Raw genomic sequence first — 18,271 nt, 5'->3', positions numbered from 1 at the left:
AAGCCACATCAATATCAATTTCAGTAACAATCTTTCCTCGGAAATCTGCTTTTTTGCTGAGACCGCAAGAAATAAACTGGCTTCAACAGATCGGGAAACGCAATTCAAACCGATCCACTCAACAATCGAAACTGGAGGTCATCATGAAATCGCTTCTTTCCGCAATGGTCGTCGCATCGGCTCTTATCGTTCCGGCAGTGTCGTTCGCCCAGCAGGCAAACGGTCCGGTCACCCGCGCTCAGGTGCGCTCCGAACTCGTCGCCGCGCAAAAAGCGGGGCTCGTGTATCAGAACGACACCGAGTATCCGAAGGCGGTGCAGCAAGGCTCGGCGACCGTGGTTGCGTCGGAGCAGAGTGCGCAGGATTTCGGCGGCGTGAAGGCTAGTTCGTCGGACGCGGGCGCTCCGTCGTCGGTGCAGCAACGCATCTTCTCGACGTATCGCGGTCAGTAAGTTTGTCGCAGCGGGCCGCGCGGTTGGCGGCCTCGGCCGTGAAAAACAGTTGATGCGGCAGTGAAAATAAAGAAGCCCCGCTTGTGGAGTTCGCAAGCGGGGCTTTTCTTCGTGCTCTGCGGCGCAGTGCGGCGGGAAGCCGCGCAAAGCAGGCAGCGGCCACGCCGGGCCGCGCGTTTGTCAGAACGTCACTCGGGGAACGGCAGACTCTCCTGCCCCAGCGCGCGCATGCCGAACACGTTCAGCGTCATGGCAACGAGCGCGTAGTAGCCGAGCAGACCGACGAGGTTGATGACGACCTCATGACCAAAACGCTCGACCGCCTTCGCATACGTCACGTCCGACACGCGTTTCGTCTCGTACAACTCGCTCGCGAAGTCGTAGATCAGCGCGTCGTCGGCGTCCGCGAAATCGGGGCGATGGCCCGCGCGGATCGTCTCGGCGTCCGCTTCGCTCACGCCCGCCTGCAGCGCGATCGGATAGTGGATGTACCACTCGGCCTGCGCCTGCCAGCGCGAGGCGGTCACGAGAATCGCGAGTTCCGACAGACGCAAAGGCAGACCGGTCCGGTAGCGGCAAAACGCGCCGAGGCGCTGCGCCTGCTGCGCCAGCTCGGGGCTATGAATCCAGCCGAGAAATGGCCCGTTCAGGTTGCCGCGCGGGCCGGACAGGATTTCGTCGAGCACGGCCTTCTGCTCGGGCGTGGCGGCGGTGGTGTCGAAGTGAGGCAAACGCTCGGTCATCGTCGTTCTCGCAGATAGATTGCGGTGGTTCAAATGGCTCGGCCCCGGCGGGTTCAGACGGCGGCAAGCGACGCGCCGATTGCGTCGGTCAGGCGGCTCACGATCTCGTCGATGTCGCGCTCCGTGCAGATGAACGGCGGCGCGAGCAGCACATGGTCGCCGCTCCGGCCGTCGACGGTGCCGCCCATCGGGTACACCATCAGGCCGCGCGCGAACGCTTCGCGCTTGATCGCCGCGTGCAGTTTCAGTTTGGCATCGAACGGCTCTTTAGTGCTGCGATCCTTGACCAGTTCAACGCCGACGAACAGCCCCCGCCCGCGCACGTCGCCGATATGCGGATGCCGCGCATAGTGCTCGCGCAAGCGGCTGCGCAACTGCTCGCCGCGCGCCTGCACGTTCGGCAGCAGTCTGTCTTCGGCGATCACGCGCTGCACTTCGAGCGCCGCCGCGCACGCGGTCGCATGACCGATGTAGGTATGACCGTGCTGAAAGAAGCCCGAGCCGCCGACGATGGTCTGATAGATGCGGTCGCTGACCAGCGTCGCGCCGATCGGCTGATAGCCCGCGCCGAGCCCCTTCGCGATCGTCAGCAGATCGGGCGCCACGCCGTCTTCCTCGCACGCGAACAGATAGCCGGTGCGGCCCATGCCCGACATGATCTCGTCGAGAATCAGCAGGACACCGTAACGATCGCAGACCGCTCGAATCTTGCGGAAATACTCGCGCACGGGCGGCACCGCGCCGGCCGTTGCGCCCACCACCGTTTCGGCGACGAATGCGGCCACCGTGTCCGCGCCGAGTTCGAGGATCTTCTGCTCGAGTTCGTCGGCGAGACGCTGCGCGAATGCTTCCTCGGTTTCGTCCGGGCGTTGTTCGCGGTACGCGTAGCATGGGCTCACGTGATGCGCTTCGATCAGGATCGGCAGGAACGGCTCGCGGCGCCACGCATTGCCGCCGATCGCGAGCGCGCCGAGCGTGTTGCCATGATAACTCTGACGCCGCGCGATGAAATGGCGGCGCTGCGTTTCGCCCTTCTCGACGAAATACTGGCGCGCGAGTTTGAGCGCCGCTTCGATCGCCTCCGAGCCGCCCGAGACGAAGTACACGTGCTCCAGCCCGGCCGGCGCGCTCGCGACGAGCCGCTCGGCCAGTTCCTCGGCCGGCGCGGTCGTGAAGAACGACGTATGCGCGTACGGCAGTTGCTGCGCCTGACGCTTGATCGCATCGATCACGCGCTGGTTGCTGTGGCCGAGGCACGAAACGGCAGCGCCGCCCGATGCGTCGATATAGCGCTTGCCGGTGGAATCGACGATCTCGATGCCTTCGCCCGCGACGGCAACCGGCAGAGAATGCTTCGGAGAACGATGAAAAACGGTGGACATGGTGTTCAATTCCTCGTGATTGCGGCGTGTTCGGAAACGCGAGCCTCATGTGCCGCGCTGACGATCGAGCGTTCGAAGGCGCATTGCCCGTGTCGATAAACCTTCATCGACACACCTGTGCTGCCGATGTCGAAGAGCGCGGTGGCGAGCGTGTTTTCGTCGTCGGGATCGTGCGGATCATCGCGATAGATCGGCAGGCCCGCAGGCGCGCGGTCCTGCAGGACCTCGAGCAGCGCGGCCGGTTGCAACTGAGTGGCACCGGCAAGCGCGGGCAGCAACGCGTTCACGCGCGACTGCCGGTCGCGCGACGACTCGGTGACGATCTGCGCCTCGGCTTCGCAGCCCGGATGAATCATGTGATTCGCGTGGCCCGAGAGTTTGCTCACTTCCTGCACCGAGCAGCGCCGCGCGCTTGCTTCGACGCTGAAAAGGCGCGCGTCGCCCGCGCTGCCGAGCGTGTGATGAAAGCCGCTCGCCGATGGCACCCCGCGCAGTATGTGCAGCGCCTCGCCGAGCGAACCGGCGTCGAGCACCGCGCGCGCGAGGATCATGCGCGGCACGCCAGCGGCGGGCGTGCGGATGCGCAGATTATTGATGGCCTGCGCGATTCCCGCCCGGTTGGCCGCGAACGTATGACCCGGCAGCGAACCCGGATAGTAGAAACTGACGAAGCCCGGTTGGCCCTTCGCTTGCACTTCGACCATCGCGCAGCGCTCGCGCAGAAATGGATCGCCGTCTTCGTTGTGCGCGATGAAGCGCGTGCCGCCCTCGATGGCCGCGAGCGTCGTGCAGCCGTCCGGCGCGTTGTGGATCAGCTCGCCGCGGCAATTCCACAGGAACACATCTTCCGCGGCCCAGCCGAGCCCGGCCGCCATGCCGTCGAGTTCGGCCAGCAACGCCGGAAAATGCGCGCGTGCCGCGTCACGCAGCGTCTGCACGAACGGATCGCCGCGCCAGCGCCGCACCGCCTGCCATGCGGCGCTTTGCGCCATGTAGTCGGCAAACACCGGCCGCGCGATTGCGCCGAGTTGGTAGCCGATGTCGTACGGCTCACCACTGACCTGAAAAAAACTGATGTCCTGCTTCGACGCCATGGGGCGCACCCATATTCAACAATCGGTACGTATTTATACGCCAAAACAACATTTGTTGTCAAATACTGTGAAACTGCACCAGATGGAGCGTGCTGGCCCGGCTCGGGCCTATCCGCCCCTGGCGCGCGGGAATGCGTGAGAAAAGTTTTAAGTGCTTCAGAGGTGTTGCGGCGAAACGTTTCGGGACGCGCTCAGGGCACGTACGCGCCCTTCGCATGCAACGATTGCTCGGCGAGCGCGAGCTGCTCGACCGCATCCGCGCCTTCGAGCGCGAGCAGATGCGCGACGAGCGCCTCGGCGATTGCGGTAGCGGCCACCAGCGACGGAAAGAACGACGGGCTCTCGTGCGAGAAGATCAGCACCTTGTCGGCGTTCAGCGCGATTGGCGACACGGCGCTGTCGGTGATTGCGATCAGCTTGCTGCCTTTTTCGAGCGCGGCTTCGGCGACGCGCGCCGCCTCGACCGAATACGGCGCGAAGCTGATGACGATTGTCGCGCTGTCGCGCTCGATCGTGCGCAGCTGCATTTCGAGCGTGCCCGCCTCGCCGTTGAGCAGCGACACCGACGAACGGAACAGCCGGTAGCCGTACACGAGCCCGAATGCGACGGAGTAACACGAACGGAAGCCCGCCACATGCACGTGCGGCGCGCGCCGCAACAGCCGCGCCGCCTCGACGATCACGCGGCCGTTATGCGCGGCAGTCGCTTCGAGATTGTGCTGCTGCGCGACGAGCAGATCGCTCGCGAGCGCGTCCTTCGACTTGACGAGCGACCGCGCGCGGCTCGTGAGCGGCTCGGGCCTTGTGCGCACGCGCGCGACGAACAGGTTGCGCAACTCGTTCCAGCCAGGAAAGCCTAGCTGCTGCGACAGACGCACGAGCGACGCAGGCTGCACCTGCGCGCGCTCGGCCACCTTGCGCATCGACGAAACCGCCACCTCGTCGGGATGATCGAGCAGGAAGCCGGCTCCCATCTGGAACTGCGGGCTCAGTTCGGAGAAGCGCGCCCGGATCAGGGCGGCAAGCTGATCGAAACTGTCTGGCATGTGAAGGACGGCCGAGGCCGGCGGTGAAGATGACAACAAATGTTACCACTGGGTGGGGGTGTTTCAACGAAGAGAGGTTTGCTTTGGTGAGTGGCCCTTCCTTACCCAAAAACAACGGCAGAGCCCAATTGAGCCGCCTGTCGAACAGCCGCTGTGATTCGCAATGTCTTCGTGGCATCGAATCCGTCGCATACCGGAGGTTCTTCTCCCCGCATGACGGCGCCGAAATGACGCATCTGCTCGACGTAGGGGTTCACGGTCTCGAAGCGAACCATCTCATCCCGGAGAGGATGAAACCAACCCCGCTCGGACGGATAGCGCCACATGCGTAAAGTCGGCAGTGCAACCGAAGCATCGGTGCCGCAGAGAAAGTGACTTTCGACATCGTTCCTCGGAAAAGCTGCGTTTTCCCCTGACGCGGTATCCCAACTCCAGGGCGATGCCACCGTGTCCGACAGCGAAATTGTTCCGACCGCGCCACTTTCGAATCGCACGAGCGTTACCGCCGTATCTTCCACCTCGAATCCTCGGATGGAATTGGACGTGACTGCCTGGATGCAGGCAATCTCGCCGCAAACGAAGCGAAGCAAATCAATTTCGTGAATCAGGTTGATGAGCACGGGGCCTGCTGCCTTCGTCCGGCGCCATGTTTCGTCGAAGTATGCATCTGGTTTGAGAAACGTCGCGAGTACGGTCGCGCAAACCAGTCGCCCGAGTTGCCCGTCCTGCACGAGCGAACGGGCGGCCCGGATGATTGGATTGTGGCGACGATGATGGCCCACCAGCAACGGCACTCTGGCCTGCGCCGCGGCTTGCGCGAGGCGCAGGCCATCGTCGACGGAATCGGTGATTGGCTTTTCAACCAGTACTGCAATTCCCGCGGCAATCAGTTCCATCGAAATAGGGACGTGCAGCGCGTTCGGCGTCGCAACGATTGCACCATCCGGCCTTGTCTTATCGAGAAGCGCCCGATGGCCGGAAAACCACGGAATCGAGAACTCGGCGGCCAGAGCTTGTGCCGCTGGGTTAGGATCTGCGATACCGACAATCTCGACACCCTCCGCACCGGCCGCGCCTGCCAGATGAGCGCGGCCGATTGCACCGGCGCCAATGAGGCCGATCTTCAAATCAGACATTGCACATTACCCGCGAATCAATGAGTCGTTGCATTGCAAAGCACGGGCGCTACATTCGTGCAGCGTCGACCCTGGACATACGCTGCCACGATTGCGATTCCGATAGGTACGGTCAACGCAAGGAACAGCTGGCCGAAATCCCATTTGAAGCTCAGAAGGACAGCGCCGATAGATGCGCCGGAAATTGCCCCGAAGCGGCCGATACCGGTCATCCAACTCGTCCCTGTCGCCCGCATTTCGGTCGGGTAATAATTGGCGGCCATTGCGGTCCATCCGGTATTCGTGGAGTTGATGCAGTACCCGAGCAGGAACACCAGGCCGATGAGACCGTACAGCCCCACGTTGAGCTGGGCGAGCAACACCGTAAAGATTCCAGCGCCAAGCAGCATGCCAATCATGACCTTGTACGCTTTGAAACGGTCCATTTTCCAACCGATGACGATGTTGCCGAGCGTTCCTCCCACTTGCATCATCGCACCCACCAGAGCGGCGTCAGCGAGCGAGAAATTGTTGTCTTTCACAATGATCGGCAGCCAGCTGTTGAGAAAGTAGACCGTCATCAGGTTCATGAAAAGTCCCACCCACAACGCAAGCGTGATGGTGGTGTGGGGCTTCGAAACGATGAGCCGGATGGCTCCTTTGCCGGCATGGCCGCGTTCAGCGGTGACCAGTTCGGTCGACGCGTCGACAGCAGCGGGTTCGATCTGGTTGATGATGCGTGCGAGAGCCGCGCGTCCTTCATGTTTCACCGCGAGGAACTTCGCAGACTCAGGCAGAACGAAAAACAGCGCGACCGCGAAAACAAGCGGAACGACACCGCCGACGACAAGAATCGACTGCCAGCCATGGAGCGGAATCAGATAGCTCGAAAGGAAACCGCCGCCGGCGGCGCCGAGTGTGAACCCGCAGTAGATGACCGTCACCATCAAGGAGCGATGCTTTTTCGGCGCGTATTCGGATGCAAGCGTTGCGGCATTGGGCTGTGAGGCGCCCAGCCCCAGCCCGGTCAGAAAGCGCATCACGGAAAGCACGGCGATGTTCGGGGACCACGCGGATGCAATGCTCATCAAACCGAAAAAGACGACTGCGCCGATGATGACCCGACGCCGGCCGAAACGGTCGGCCAGCGGGCCGCCGGCCAGTGCGCCGATTGCCAGACCAAACAGGCCCATGCTGAGAACCGGGCCGAGTGCCGCACGGGTTATTTTCCAGTCACCGATGAGGGCCGGTGCGATGAAGCCCATCGCGACGACATCGAAGCCATCGAGAATCAGGACCGCAAGGCCCAGAAGCAGAATCTTCCAGTGGAAAGCGCAGAAGGGTCTTGAATCCAGAAACTCCTGGACGTTCAGTTGTTTTGAAAAGGTCATCGTTGTCTCCGTGTATTTCGGCTGATGCGACGCTGCTCAGAGCAGTCCGCGCATGTACTCGATGCTCTCGACGATGGCCTGCTCATCGTCTGTGTAATCGGGATGCAGATAATCGATTTCGAGCGCAAGCAGGCCGTTGTAGCCGTGCTTGCGGAGCTCGTTGAAGGCATGCGGAATGTCGATGATTCCCCGGCCGACCGGCACGCTTGGCCAGAATGCGAATTCGCGCGGGTTCCCGCTCCGTGCCGTAACGTCTTTCACATGCGTCGCCCGTGCGTAGGGCGCAAGCTTTTCAATCGCGACTGCGGGATCCTCGAGCATCCGCAAATTATTTGCGGTATCGAGGCATATACCGAGCCACGGGGAATCAACCGTCTCGATGAGTTCAACAAGCTCGTCTGCGAGCAGGTCGATGTGGTTCTCGATGGCAAGCACGATGCCTTGAGTTTTGGCGTGCCGGGCTGCTTCGACCAGCAACGGCACGAGCCTGGCTTTGTGCTCCCTCCAGTCCTGCGGACGGGTTCGACGGCCTCCGCAGCAGATACGCATGACCTTCGCTCCAACCGCCGCGGCAATCCCGGTGTGTCTTTTGAGGTCAGCAAGCTCTTCGGGCGCATCACCTGAGCGCAAGCCGCCCGGGTGACCCCAAGCCCATACGCGCTCCAGTTCGAGCCGGTCCAGCTGATTTCGCAATCTCTCGACCTCATCCGCGCTCGGGTCGGGCAAGAAGCACGATTCAAGTGACACCCCTGCGACGCCCAACGCCTTGGCGCGGTCGATGAACGCTTCCATGGTGATTCGGGAGCCTGGGTCTGCTTCGAGGCCCGGATAGACCTCCCCGAAGTAGCGGTGGTAGCTGTATGAGTCGATGGCTAGTTTCATGGCGAAGTCTCAAAATTTTGGTTTACTGTACCAAGTGGAATATCAATCCACATTAGTCGTTAACCCGACTCCATACCAGATGAAATGGCAATCCAGATGGAATAGAATGTCCTCATCGCTTTTCTGGACTACCTGAAATGACTGCTGTTCGCGACCGCGCATTAGCCATCGTCGAGTTGCTCGCCCATAACGTTCATGGGCTTCCCATGTCGGAAGTCGGTGACCGGTTGGGCATCCCACGCACCGCAGCCCACCGTCTCCTTACGGATCTGAAAGAGACCGGCTACGTCAAGCAGGATCCGAACAGTTCGCAATACATGCTCACCGTCAAACTCGCGTCGCTTGGACTGAGTTACCTGTCGGCTACAGGCATCACCGATGCCGCGCAGCCATTGCTCGATGATCTCGCCGAAGCCAGTGGTGAACTGGTCAGGCTCGCTGTCGTTGAGGGGGACGATCTGATTTGGGTAGCAAAGGCGCAAGGAGCACGCACCGGACTTCGCTACGACCCGGACGCCGGGCTCGAGATATATTTGCCGGCGACTGCGAATGGAATGGCATTCCTTGCAGCGCTAGATGAAGAGCGGGCCCTGTCGCTCGTGTCTCGTCAGGGCATGGAGCGCGCCCGGGAAATGGGACCCGGCGCCCCCCAGAGTTTGCGCGCCCTCATGGCGCAGATCGAGCAGGCACGTGAGCGCGGTTTCGCGGTCGTCTTTGACGCTTACGAAGCAGGAACAAGTGCTGTCGCGGCAGCAATTCGCATTGACGAAAATGGCGAACCCATAGGCACGGTCAGCATTGCAGGACCATCTATCCGCATGACACCAGAGCGCATGGAAGTCCTGGGTCCGCAAGTGTGCGAGTGCGCAAAAGCGTTGGCACTCGCAAGTCGTAGCTCCCCGATGTTTGCACGCCGACCGAGCGCAGCTTGACGACGAACCAGGGCGCCTGCTCTCTCAGACACCTTGCATTTCAGCGCCAGGCCGCGGAACGCCCCACTTGCGCTAGACTGGCTTGAGAAACCGGAAGGAGACCTGGCGGAAGGAGACCTGGATGATACGCAAGACGCTCAATGCTTCGCAGCTCCAGCAGGAGGTCAACCGGCGAATCCATCGGCTGCAGGAAATCGTCGAGGATGGCGTGAAGATTCGTGTGCCGCGGCCTCAACTGCAGGAGCTCGACAAGACAGGCTGCAACTGGAACATGACTCACTTCGGCAACGCGATCGGCTTCGAGCGCGACATCGAGGGCGTGCTCAAGGCCATGCGTGCGGAATACAACCTCAATACCGAAGTGAAGGACACCGGCAACCCGTTTGGAGACTAACCGCGAAAGACATCGATTTCCTGTTCGTTTTTCATGGCGTAGGCACTGACGGTGCGCTTACCGCAATTGGTCTACCTTGCAACGCCACGTCGCAAATATTCCTCGCTTTGAAACCCATGCTTTTTACGAGCATCGACATGGCTGTCAAAGGAGATGGCTGGTAGCTACCTCACGGCGGGCTCAAGCAACGGGCGTCGCACCCGCGAACAGAGAAGTGACGGAGCCCGGTGAAGTTCAGCCGACGAATATCAACAGTTGGGCCTCGCTGCCGATACTACGGATTCGGTGCTCCACCATCCCCGGAAACTGCGCGAAGTCGCCCTCGCGCAAAACAATCGACTGGTCCGCCAACTCCACCTCAATGGCACCTGAAAGCACGAAGAAGAGCTCGTCGCCTGAATGGAACGCCGCCTCCTGCACGTTCGCATCGGCCGAAACTGTGAGCAGGAAAGCCTTCGGTCCATCGCGGCTGTCGGCCCGATTCAGCGGCGCATATTCGTAGTCCCCCTCCCTGCGATAGTGTCTGTCGCGTGCTCGCACGACATGCACGACGTTCTTGTCCACCTGTTCGCCAAGCAGGGTCGCCGTGGAGGTATTCAAGGCCTGGGCCACGCGCATCAGGCCCGCTAGCGAGACGGTTTTTTCTCCGCGTTCGAAGCGCGAGAGATGTCCCTTGCTCATCCCGGACTGAGCGGCGAGCTCATCGAGTGTGAGCCCCTGCCGCGTGCGCAGTGCACGCACGAAGCTTCCTGGACTCTTCGGCTCGAACTCCGGCGCATTCACACGGGCCCTTGGTGCAGATGCGTGCGAACGCGCCTGAGTGCCTGACGACGCGGCGCTATCGGCCACTGCTTTCTTCGGTGATTGACGCGGCATGAGGGTAAATACGCATTTTTTTAGACTGGTCACACAGGATTTTAGTGGATTACAGTTGCATGATGGACAACAAGGTTGTCCATTAGGCGACCACGAGGCAACGAACCGCTCTGGGCGCTCCATTACGTGAGGAGCATGCAATGGAATCTATTGAGCAGGCATCAGGCGCCACCTACCGGAGCGCGTCCTCAGACAGGAAAATGGTCCGCGTCGCCGCAGCCTCAATGGCGGGCACAGCGATTGAAGCATTCGACTTTCTCGCCTACGGCACTGCCGCAGCACTGGTTTTCAACAAGCTATTTTTCCCGAGCCTTGACTCGGCCACCGGAACTCTCGCGGCGTTCGGAGCCTTCGCGTCTGGTCTCTTCGCTCGTCCAATTGGCGGAATCATTTTCGGACACTTCGGTGACCGCCTTGGCCGCAAGTCGATTCTTATATTGAGTTTGCTGCTGATGGGGATTTGCACCGTTCTCATCGGGTTGTTGCCAACCTACGGCTCGATTGGAATCTGGGCTCCGATTTTGCTCGTCGCGCTTCGAATTGGCCAGGGCGCGTCGTTCGGCGGGGAACTGGGCGGCGCCGTGCTGATGGCTGTCGAACACGCGCCCGCGCGTCTGAAGTGTTTCTACGGGAGCCTGCCTCAGGTCGGCGCACCTATCGGCATTCTTATGTCGTCGGGTGCTTTCGCACTCATGAACCTGCTGCCGAGCGACAGCTTCATGAGCTGGGGGTGGCGCATACCGTTTCTCGCGAGCGGAGCCTTGATTGCAGTCGGCGTATTCATTCGTATGAAAGTCGATGAAACGCCAGACTTCGTAGCGGTCACGTCGCAGCGCAAAGTTGCTTCGATGCCAGCGCGCGATGTCCTTGTTTCTCATTGGCGCCCGCTTCTACTTGCCATTGGCGGAAAGCTCGCTGAAGTCACACTCATCTACACAATCATCGTCTTCTCGATTTCGTATGCGACGTCTCACCTTGGATTCTCGCGAGGCAACGCGCTGAGTGCGGTCATTCTCGGGTCGCTGTGCCAGGCGGTAACGATTCCGTTATTCGGATGGCTGGGCGACCGGGTTGGCGCGAGGCGGCTTTACATTGTCGGCACGCTGTTGCTCGCGGTCATGGCCGTGCCGCTCTTTTCAGCAATGGAAAGCGGCTCGTTGGCGCTGTACACGCTCGCTGCGGTTGTCGCATTGGCGCTCAACTACGCCATCATCTTCGGACCGCAATCGAGCCTCTACGCCGCGCAGTTCCCGCCGGAACTCCGGTACTCGGGTATCTCTATCGGCATTCAATTCGCCGCCGCCCTCGGCGGTGGTCTGGCTCCGCTCATCGCCGCCACGCTTGTTGCGCGCTATGGCGGCATCGGGTCCGTCGGGGTTTATCTCAGCGTACTCGGGGTCGTAGGCGCCGTGAGCGCCTGGCTCATGAAACCAACTGCATCTGACTAACTACATCTGACTAACTACCAGGATGATGACACTCTACGACCATCCACTATCCGGGAATTGCCATAAGGTCCGCCTGCTGCTTTCAATGCTCGGCCTGTCTTATCGGAGCGAGTTTATCGACGTACCCAACGAGGCGCATCACGCGCCGGCCTTCGGAGCAGTGAATCCGTTGCGCCAGATCCCGGCGCTCGACGATGACGGTCACATCGTTTGCGACAGTCAGGCAATCCTGACTTATCTGGCTCATCGATTCGGACCACAATGGCTTGGCAGCACTGCAGCCGAGTACGGACGAGTCGCCCAGTGGCTTTCGTTTGCGGCGAACGAGGTTGGAAACAGCCTGCAGCCCGCCCGCCTTTATTATTTGCTCGGAGAGAAAGTTGACATCGACGCGGTGAGCGCGAAGGGTTTGCGCGTACTGACCCATCTTGATACCTCTCTCGCGAAGCAACCCTGGTTGGCATCGGACCGCCCCACGATTGCGGACCTTGCCTGCTTCCCCTACGTCGGCCTTGCGCGTGAAGGACACTTGCCGCTAGACGACTTCTCGAATGTGACTCGCTGGATTGAACGCATCGTCTCTTTGCCTGGATACGTTTCGATGCCAGGGCTGCCGAAGGAGCCCGCCTGATGCTCGACCTATTCGATAGCCCAAGCCTTTTGCAAACGGAGACTCAGATGTTGGATACAGCAAAGCAGACAGTCACGGACCGCGCAATCAGCGACATGAGTACGCGTGTCGACACAGGAAACTGGTCGGACGAGCAGAAGATGGTCCTAACGTGCCGTATGCTAGCCATGGAAAACCACTCGGAGACGTTGGCCGGACAAATCACCATCCGCTGCGATGACGGCACGTTCCTCACTACGCCACTGGCGATTGCCTTCGATGAGGTCGAATCGCGGCACATCATGCGTGTCGACGATTCTTTGAACATCCTCGAAGGCTCGGGAATGCCCAATCCGGCGGTTCGATTCCACATGTGGGTATATCGTCGACGTCCCGACGTTCGCAGCATCGTCCATACTCATCCGCCGTACGTTTCGGCGCTGTCGATGGCTGCTCGGCCGCTGCGGGTTGCCCACATGGATGCCACGCCCTTTTTCAACGACTGTGCATTCCTTCGGGAATGGCCCGGCCTGCCAATCGCAGACGATGAAGGGGAAATTATCTCGTCGACGTTGGGCACCTGTCGTTCGATACTGCTGGCGCACCACGGATTTCTAGCCGCGACATCTTCTATCGAGGAAACCGCGTACCTCTCAATGCTAATCGAGCGGGCAGCTCGCAACCAAATCCGTGCTGAGGCGCTCGGCCCCATCGTGGAACTCGACGCGGCTCTGGCTAAAGAATCGCATGACTTCCTGCTTCAACCGAGCGTGGTTCGAGCAAGCTTCGCCATGTTTGCGCGACGGGTTCTTCGTCAGGAACCATCAGCACTCGCTGGCTTCAATTGACGAGCCATCATGCAAAACGGAGCGCCTGAAACCGGCGCTCACGCCCGCTGACTGTGAGTGCCTAACCCGGCCATGCTGGCGCAGACAGCGCCCTGATCTGATGAGCCTCGCATGTTGAATGCTCTCGCGCTAATCTTTCGGGAATAGTTGAGCCCGAAGTTTTGCCCACAGTGAAGGTTTCCCGGCAACCTGTGCAGCGGCTGCCCCGGAGCTCGCAGCAGCCTGGTTCTGCGGCGGAAACCAATCTCGAATATCTCGCGGAGCATATCCGCCATCCTGGCTCCACTTATTGAGCCAGGTTCTGAGCTGGCCGAAGTGTGAAAGGTCATTGGGCGCAGAAGTGCCGCCTATCGTTTGATGCGGCTCATTAGTCTCGCAATATTTTGGGTCATCGAGAGTGAAGAAGGTACGGCAGGCAAGCGGACGGAGTTCGTATATGCCGCAAGACCCATCGCTCTCCAGGAATGTACACGCCGTTCCGAGATGCCCCGTCGTCCTGGTGGTACCCGTGTGGTCCAAAATGAGTTCTGACCTGCTCTTCCGATAGATGTGTTCTGCTTCAAGCCGCGTGACGGAGACATCAATGCGGCAGCAGTGGCTACATCCTTTTTGGCAAACAACATAGTTCGAAAGTGATTTCGCATACTCGTCAACATACTCGTAAATCGCCGGTATGCGTTGGTGATGTTTCAGCTTGTTGTTGTGGATGAATTTTCTCTGAAGCAGCTGGAATCTAACGTTTAGCTGGGCTGATGTATTCGGCAACGTCACCGTATCGGCCTTGTCTCTGAAAATGATTTGTTTTGGCTCCATCAAAGTCTCCCCATGTTTCCGTAGCTTTCCTGCTTTCTGTTAGAGAATCTTGTGGCAAGAAGACCGCTCAATTGAGCGGTCTTCTTTTGCATCGCTACATATGAAAATGACGGTTCATTGACTGCATCGAAACGTGGTTCCAATGCATGGCATTTGTGCCCGGAGACACACAGGACAATCCTGATTGCAAGCGTAGGACAGATTTCGTTTGTGAGGAGCAAGCTTGCCGGCTTCAGTTTGCTCCTCACGCCATTGCGCCATCGACGGCCACATCGGGAACATGCGACCGATTACGCCCCTCATCGCCCGCTCTTGCCGCGCATCTTATTTGCCGAGTCCCCCGCTTCTGTTCCAACGCGTAAAGAACACAGCGAATCCAATCGCGACGAGCAGGATTGCCATGAGGCCAAGGCTCATGCCGGTCGCGCTGCGCGGACCGTTCGCGCCTGCGGCAGCAGACGCGACCCCAGGTGAAGAAGCCTCCGCCGCAACCGGCTGTGGAAGCGCCACGCCAGCGGCGCTGCCATGACGGACTAGAGAAGCCCCCAATGCCGGCGAGGCCCCGGATGCCGGCGAAGCCTCGGATGCTTGAGGCACCGAAAGAGGCGGCTCGTCCGGATTGGGTCCGACAGGAGCCATAGCCGCGTCCGACGCCGCCGCGATAGGCGCAGGCGCATGAGGCATGGCCTCGAGAGATCTGGCCGTCGCCTTCCACTGAGCAAACACGACGTCGATGCAGTGAACGTCGGTACATGCGTTCCGCGATTGCCGCCACCGAGCCAGTTGTGCCGCCGAGAGTTTCCCGCTGCGCAGGAGAGCCTGCTGCTGCGCGAAGATGTCGTCGTACTCGTTGTTCAGGATCGCGTAGTCGCATATGACGCGCTCAGCGGGTTGCCGTGTGGTTGCGCACTGAATGTCGTTCGCCCATGCTCCGCTCGAACCCAATGCTGCGATCGATAGCAGCCATACCCCAAGTCGTCCTCCTCGATGCACCCGTCCTCCCGGAATCTGAATTTCATGATTTAACGACGGTCATCCGCCTAAAGCAACGCCACCACCCTCACATCCCCTTGCTCCGCCGACGCCACCACCTTCTCGCCAATCCGCCGGAACGTGATCGACACCGAAGCGTCCCCCACACGCAGATCGCTGACTTCGAGCCAATCGATACCCTCGGGCAGCATCGGCTGTTCGATCAGCACCTCGCGGCGCTCGGCGTCGATCGTGATGCCGAGACACGCTTCGAGCATCATGAACGGCGAACCGGCCGCCCACGCCTGCGGCAGACACGCGACCGGATACGCGGTGGGCGGCTCGCCGCGCCGCCGCGGGAAGCCGCAGAACAGCTCGGGCAGGCGCATGTCGAAATTGACCGCCGCCTGAAACAGCGCCTGCAGCAGCCGCACCGCCGACGCCTTGCTGCCGTAGCGCGACAGCCCGCGCGCGCAGAGCGCGTTGTCGTGCGGCCAGACCGAGCCGTTGTGATACGCCATCGGATTGAAGCGCGCCTGGCTCGCGGCCAGCGTGCGCACGCCCCAGCCGGTATGGAACAAGGTCGAGTCGAGCGCGCGCACGACCGCTTCGCCGCGCTCGCGCGTGGGCAGACCAAAGGCCAGCAGATGCCCCGCGTTCGACGCCATCACGCGGCACAACTCGCCGTGACCATCGAGCGCGATGCCGTAGAAGCCGGCCTCGTCCATCCAGTACTTTTCCTCGACACAGCGGCGGATTTTCTTCGCGCGATCGGCGTATTGCGCGGACGCGTCACGCAGGCCGCGCAGCTTCGCGAAGCGCGCCATCGTGTCGAATGCGGCGCTCGCATACGCCTGCACTTCGACGAGCGCGATCGGACCATCGGGGAAGCGGCCGTCGGCATGGAACACCGAATCGTGGCTGTCTTTCCAGCCCTGATTGGCGAGCCCGCCGTCCGATTCGCGCTGGTAGTCGAGCAGGCCGAAGCGGTTGCGGTCGCACACGCCCGCGACCCACTGCGCCGCACGCTCGAGCGCCGGCCATAATTCGTCGATCAATGCGAGGTCGCCGGTGCGGTTCGCATAAGCGCCCGCCAGCACGATGAATAGCGGCGTGGTGTCGACACCGCCGTAATACAACGCGAACGGCACTTCGCCCGCCGCGGCCATTTCGCCCTTGCGCATCTCGTGCATGATCTTGCCCGGCGCGGCATCGCGAAACGGCGAATTCTCGCGCGCCTGATGCTCGGCGAGAAAGCGCAGCACGCCGGCGGCGAGATGCGGCTGCAGCCACAGCGTCTGCAGCGACGTGATGACCGCGTCGCGGCCGAACGGGGTCGAAAACCACGGGATGCCCGCGTACGGATACGGGCCGGTCGCGAGGTCGGTCGTCAGCAGGCCGAGGTCGGCGAACGAGCGGTCGATCCACTCATTGAACAGCGGGTTGCTCGAACGCACGCGCGCGCTCACGCGGCGACGCTCGCGCATCACGAGGTGCGCGTCGACGAGCGCGGCGCGCACCGCCGCGCGGCCGACGCGCGGCCGCTCCGCATCGATTTGCGACAGATGCGCTTCGCTCAGCGCATGCGCCGGCTGCACGATGTCGGCGCCGGGCCTGTTCGTCATCGGCACGACGTGCACCGCGACCGACAGATAGATCGACACGCACGCCTGCGCCGGCAGATTGACGGTGTAATTGGCACGGTCGGCGAACAGCTTGTCCGGCTGCGGCGAGAACGCGATCTGCACGTTGCGCGCGACGTCGTCGAGGCCGATATAGCCGAGCAGCACCTCCTGATTCTCGACGCGCGCCGGCTCGACGCGCCCTTGTTTGTCGCGCTTCAGGCCACGCACTTCGAACATGTCGCGGAAGTCGCTCGAAAACGAAATGGACAGCGGCACGATCGCGTCGCTCGTGCCGTAGTTCGTGAGTTCGATCGCCTCGTTGAGCACGGTGCCCGACAGCACGCGCACGCGCTCGACGTGGATCACACCCTCGGGCGTGCTGTCGCCGCCGAGCGGCGGCAGCGGACGGTTGGTCAGATGCGCGGTGAACGAGGTGTTGTCGCTGCTGACGCTGCCCGACAGCAGCGACGGCGCGCGGCCGCCGAAGGTCAGCCGCAGTTGCGACAGCACGCGGGTGTCGTTGACGAACAGGCCATCTTCGTGGCCGGTGATGTCGCCGAGGGGATCGTTGACGATGAAGGTGTCGCCCGATTTCAGCACGTGCTGCGTGGCGCTCGCGACGTTGAGATTTTCCGTCGGAATGAAGATGCCGTCCGGCTCGGGCTCGTGGTACTCGACGCCGCCTGAGTGGGTCAGCCCGCCGAGGGCTTCTGGCTGCTGTATCAAGGTCGCTCCTGTGGATTCGCTGCTGCGTTCAATGTCACTGCCGGGTAACGCCCCGGGCTTGCCGCCGTATTGCCCGGTCGCTTCCGATTGTAGAGGGTCCGTGCGCGTGAGACGAACTTATCACAGAGGAGTTTCGATTTTTTTGCGTGGTTTCTTGCGGAATTTCTCGCGGAATTGCTTGCGGAATTTTTTTGTGGCACAGGACGTGCAGGCAGAGGCGCGGCGCTTGCGCTTCGATGCTGGCTTGCGCAAGCGCCCGCAGCGCCGTGAATGCCGGGAGTGCGGCGCGGGTATGGCGCGGGTGCAACGGCGACGGACTACCGCCGACTATAACAAATGCCCCACCGGCCGCGCGGCCGGTGGGGCAGGAGCGCGTTAGCGGCGTTAGCCCTGATTAGGGCTGGTTAGCGCTTCGCGATCGGCTTCGCTTCGCGCAGCGTCTCGCCAACGAACAACTGGCGCGGACGGCCGATCTTCTGCTCAGGATCGGCGATCATTTCGTTCCACTGCGCAATCCAGCCAACCGTACGCGCCATCGAGAAGATGCACGTGAACATCGAGGTCGGGATGCCGAGCGCGCGCTGCACGATGCCCGAATAGAAGTCGACGTTCGGGTACAGCTTGCGCGACACGAAGTATTCGTCTTCGAGCGCGATCTTTTCCAATGCCATGGCGAGCTTGAACAGCGGGTCGTCGTGCAGGCCCAGTTCCTCGAGCACTTCGTAGCAGGTCTCGCGCATCAGCTTCGCGCGCGGGTCGTAGTTCTTGTAGACACGGTGACCGAAGCCCATGAGCTTCACGCCCGAGTTCTTGTCCTTCACCTTCGCGATGAACTCGGGGATGTTGTCGACCGAGCCGATTTCTTCGAGCATGTTCAGCGCGGCTTCGTTCGCGCCGCCGTGCGCCGGGCCCCACAAACACG

Annotated in this window: 17 protein-coding genes; 6 read left to right on the top strand and 11 right to left on the bottom strand. The window is 61.3% G+C overall.

Going from position 1 to position 18,271, the window contains the following annotated elements:
* Positions 1 to 143: 143 nt before the first annotated feature.
* On the top strand, positions 144 to 452 hold the full coding sequence (locus B9Z01_RS22550; RefSeq protein WP_085487188.1) for a DUF4148 domain-containing protein: 309 nt from the start codon (positions 144 to 146) through the stop codon (positions 450 to 452).
* Between the two features lie 188 nt (positions 453 to 640).
* Here the strand turns inward: B9Z01_RS22550 and B9Z01_RS22545 are convergent, their stop codons facing one another.
* From B9Z01_RS22545 to B9Z01_RS22515, 7 genes are all read right to left on the bottom strand, one after another.
* Positions 641 to 1,195 carry a carboxymuconolactone decarboxylase family protein gene (locus tag B9Z01_RS22545; protein ID WP_085487187.1) on the bottom strand — a complete coding sequence of 185 codons (555 nt, stop codon included), beginning with the start codon at positions 1,193 to 1,195 and terminating at the stop codon, positions 641 to 643.
* A 53-nt stretch (positions 1,196 to 1,248) separates the two neighbouring features.
* Positions 1,249 to 2,577: an aspartate aminotransferase family protein gene (locus tag B9Z01_RS22540; RefSeq protein ID WP_085487186.1), complete on the bottom strand. Its 1,329-nt coding sequence runs from the start codon at positions 2,575 to 2,577 to the stop codon at positions 1,249 to 1,251.
* A gap of 5 nt (positions 2,578 to 2,582) precedes the next feature.
* The gene (locus tag B9Z01_RS22535; protein WP_085487185.1) at positions 2,583 to 3,671 is read right to left on the bottom strand and encodes a C45 family autoproteolytic acyltransferase/hydrolase; all 1,089 of its coding nucleotides are present in this window, start codon (positions 3,669 to 3,671) and stop codon (positions 2,583 to 2,585) included.
* Positions 3,672 to 3,862: 191 nt separating this feature from the next.
* Positions 3,863 to 4,717 (bottom strand): MurR/RpiR family transcriptional regulator, encoded by an 855-nt coding sequence (locus B9Z01_RS22530; RefSeq protein ID WP_085487184.1) that lies wholly within the window; start codon positions 4,715 to 4,717, stop codon positions 3,863 to 3,865.
* Between the two features lie 101 nt (positions 4,718 to 4,818).
* Entirely contained in the window at positions 4,819 to 5,853 is a 1,035-nt protein-coding gene (locus tag B9Z01_RS22525) for a Gfo/Idh/MocA family protein (protein WP_085487183.1), read from the bottom strand.
* A gap of 17 nt (positions 5,854 to 5,870) precedes the next feature.
* A complete protein-coding gene (locus B9Z01_RS22520; protein ID WP_085487182.1) occupies positions 5,871 to 7,223 on the bottom strand; it encodes an MFS transporter in 1,353 nt (450 codons plus the stop codon).
* 36 nt (positions 7,224 to 7,259) lie between these two features.
* A complete protein-coding gene (locus B9Z01_RS22515; protein WP_085487181.1) occupies positions 7,260 to 8,105 on the bottom strand; it encodes a sugar phosphate isomerase/epimerase family protein in 846 nt (281 codons plus the stop codon).
* A gap of 137 nt (positions 8,106 to 8,242) precedes the next feature.
* On the opposite strand from B9Z01_RS22515, the gene B9Z01_RS22510 reads away from it, so the two are divergent.
* Both B9Z01_RS22510 and B9Z01_RS22505 read left to right on the top strand, forming a co-directional pair.
* Positions 8,243 to 9,037 (top strand): IclR family transcriptional regulator, encoded by a 795-nt coding sequence (locus tag B9Z01_RS22510; protein ID WP_085487179.1) that lies wholly within the window; start codon positions 8,243 to 8,245, stop codon positions 9,035 to 9,037.
* A gap of 121 nt (positions 9,038 to 9,158) precedes the next feature.
* On the top strand, positions 9,159 to 9,431 hold the full coding sequence (locus B9Z01_RS22505; protein ID WP_085487177.1) for a hypothetical protein: 273 nt from the start codon (positions 9,159 to 9,161) through the stop codon (positions 9,429 to 9,431).
* Between the two features lie 234 nt (positions 9,432 to 9,665).
* On the opposite strand, the gene B9Z01_RS22500 is transcribed toward B9Z01_RS22505, so the two are convergent.
* On the bottom strand, positions 9,666 to 10,172 hold the full coding sequence (locus B9Z01_RS22500) for a helix-turn-helix domain-containing protein (protein WP_167387554.1): 507 nt from the start codon (positions 10,170 to 10,172) through the stop codon (positions 9,666 to 9,668).
* A 275-nt stretch (positions 10,173 to 10,447) separates the two neighbouring features.
* On the opposite strand from B9Z01_RS22500, the gene B9Z01_RS22495 reads away from it, so the two are divergent.
* The 3 genes from B9Z01_RS22495 to B9Z01_RS22485 are packed head-to-tail and all read left to right on the top strand — an operon-like array spanning position 10,448 to position 13,213.
* Complete coding sequence (locus B9Z01_RS22495; protein ID WP_085487173.1) at positions 10,448 to 11,755, top strand: MFS transporter; 1,308 nt, start codon at positions 10,448 to 10,450, stop codon at positions 11,753 to 11,755.
* Between the two features lie 22 nt (positions 11,756 to 11,777).
* On the top strand, positions 11,778 to 12,386 hold the full coding sequence (locus B9Z01_RS22490; protein ID WP_085487171.1) for a glutathione S-transferase family protein: 609 nt from the start codon (positions 11,778 to 11,780) through the stop codon (positions 12,384 to 12,386).
* Between the two features lie 47 nt (positions 12,387 to 12,433).
* Complete coding sequence (locus B9Z01_RS22485) at positions 12,434 to 13,213, top strand: aldolase (RefSeq protein WP_085487501.1); 780 nt, start codon at positions 12,434 to 12,436, stop codon at positions 13,211 to 13,213.
* Between the two features lie 129 nt (positions 13,214 to 13,342).
* Here B9Z01_RS22485 and B9Z01_RS22480 read toward each other — a convergent pair whose 3' ends face one another.
* The 3 genes from B9Z01_RS22480 to B9Z01_RS22465 form a co-directional block, all read right to left on the bottom strand.
* Positions 13,343 to 14,026 (bottom strand): YkgJ family cysteine cluster protein, encoded by a 684-nt coding sequence (locus tag B9Z01_RS22480; RefSeq protein WP_085487169.1) that lies wholly within the window; start codon positions 14,024 to 14,026, stop codon positions 13,343 to 13,345.
* A gap of 1,040 nt (positions 14,027 to 15,066) precedes the next feature.
* Positions 15,067 to 17,346: an amylo-alpha-1,6-glucosidase gene (locus B9Z01_RS22470; RefSeq protein WP_085487499.1), complete on the bottom strand. Its 2,280-nt coding sequence runs from the start codon at positions 17,344 to 17,346 to the stop codon at positions 15,067 to 15,069.
* A 407-nt stretch (positions 17,347 to 17,753) separates the two neighbouring features.
* Positions 17,754 to 18,271, bottom strand: a 518-nt coding sequence (locus B9Z01_RS22465) for a citrate/2-methylcitrate synthase (protein WP_275937515.1), incomplete at its 5' end; no start/stop codon positions are given.

The organism is Paraburkholderia susongensis (genome assembly GCF_900177725.1).
GTDB lineage: Bacteria > Pseudomonadota > Gammaproteobacteria > Burkholderiales > Burkholderiaceae > Paraburkholderia > Paraburkholderia susongensis.
The sequence above is the reverse complement of the archived record's forward strand: the minus strand, read 5'-3'. Positions and strand labels throughout refer to the sequence as shown.